General features: G+C 33.7%; 2 protein-coding genes. Both read left to right on the forward strand.

Annotation, left to right across the window (positions count from 1 at the left end; translation table 11 throughout):
• The first annotated feature begins 43 nt into the window (after positions 1-43).
• Positions 44-1,093: a hypothetical protein gene (locus NTX22_07585; GenBank protein ID MCX6150364.1), complete on the forward strand. Its 1,050-nt coding sequence runs from the start codon at positions 44-46 to the stop codon at positions 1,091-1,093.
• Between the two features lie 164 nt (positions 1,094-1,257).
• Positions 1,258-2,052, forward strand: a 795-nt coding sequence (locus NTX22_07590) for a hypothetical protein (protein ID MCX6150365.1), incomplete at its 3' end; no start/stop codon positions are given.

Consider the following 2,052-nt stretch of genomic DNA (forward strand, 5'->3'; position numbering starts at 1 on the left):
GAAAAGTAAAAATTTAATTAACGACAAATAGGAATAAATAAAAGTGAACTATAAAAGAATTATTTCCCTACTTCTCTTTTTGCAATGTGTTGCAATTACATTGTTCTTAAATCTATCCTGCAAAAAATCTCCGACAGAACCGGAGGACAACTCTACACCGGGAAGACGTGATTATGTTTGGACCGCAGACACAATAAAAATTGATGAATCATTAATCCTTACCAGAATCTGGGGGAGCTCTCCTACAAATGTTTGGGCTATAGGAACCAGCAGTTGGACGGCAACAACAATATGGCACTTTAATGGCAAACAATGGCGATGTGACTCTCTTTCAAGAAATATTAGTCCATGGGCAATATTTGGACTTGACAGTACCGAAGTATGGTTGGGTAATATTAATAGTACAATCTGGAAATACAGCAATGAACATTGGGGAAAATATGGTGAATATAAAATGGAGGGATATGATTATATGGGAATTATGAATTTTAATGGTACTTCTAAAAACAATATCTATGGTGTCGGCTCTATTTCTAAGTATAACAGCTATGATGGGAAGACAGTAATTATGCATTACAATGGTATCAACTGGCAGTTTGTAAATATTCCTGAAGTGAAAGGTGAATTTACAGATATTAATATAGATAATAATACTGGAACGCTTGTGCTTCCAGGTTTCCATATAGGTGAGAAAACAGGATTCACTGGTTTCTTATATACCTGGGATGGAAAGGAATTAAAAGAGCTTTACTCTGGATATGATACTTTTGTGGCTACATTAAACAATAAAATATATGTAACCATAAACCAGAAAATCTATAAATATAAAAGCGGAAATATAGAATTATGGATGGATTATACCGGCACAAAATTCGGCGGTCAAATCCGTTGCGGAAGAAGTGAAAAGGATTTCTTCTGGGGTTCATCGGATGGAATTGCTCATTATAACGGTACTGATCTTCAAACTATATACAAAACAAGTTTAGTATCCTATGGTGGTTATATCTTTGATAGGGATGTATTTTTTATAACACGAGATGAACAAAAGACAGGATATAATGTAATTATACACGGCAAATTAAAACAGGAGTAAAAGAGTAAAAAATGCTGGGTTAATAACAGGGAAAGGTGTTACAGCACCTTTCCCTTTGGTGCAAATAATTTAAGGCTGCTCACCTTACGGGCATTTTTATGCCCTCTTATTTGCATCTCCAATTTAATTATTTTTTTTCAAACCAAAAAATTTTTGGAGATTTTATGAAAAGTTCACTTCAGAAAGCAATTGTAATACTGTTAACTTTATTTTCCGGTATTACTTACTCACAAAGCATTAGCTTTAACAGTCCAATAAACGGACAAACAATTCAATATTATCAGGGCGCCAGTTCATCTGAAACTACAATTCCTGTTTTTTGTAGTTGGGGATATACTATCTCTCCTTACCCACCAAAAGTTAGTCTTGAAACTGCAATAATATTGGAAACAAATACTTCTACTTATGATTCCAGAAATGGTGATATTCCTCAATGGTTTTATTTAACGCCTGGTACTTATACTTGGACTATTAGACTACTGGAATTTTTTATGGGCGGTTCAATTTATGAGCAAACAGCACATCAAACCATTACTTTTATCGTTAAACATACTTTAATTGTTCAAAATAATTTTCTGTCCGGAGTTATAACAGTTGATGGAAGTACAGTTACCAGCGGAGCTACGGCACCCAAGTTTATTGGTCAAAATTTAGCGGTTGGTGCTATTGACCAATCTATTGGTGGTTACAATAGAATATGGAATACAAATGGAACTAATAATAGTAATTGGCAGCGTAAATCAATGCTTGGAAATTTAGCTTTTATAACTGGTGCAGATACAAGGAACTACAATTATACAGTTGTAAGTAATGATAACGGAGCAACAATAACATCGGATATGAAGAAGTTATATGCAGTAACCCTTCAGACTGAAAAAGGTACAACCATTAATGTAAATGGAAATAATTTTACTTCTCCATATTCTACAAATGTAGTTGAGGTAAATAAACTATATTTA

This window comes from Ignavibacteriales bacterium (genome assembly GCA_026390815.1).
In the GTDB taxonomy this organism is placed as follows: domain Bacteria; phylum Bacteroidota; class Ignavibacteria; order Ignavibacteriales; family SURF-24; genus JAPLFH01.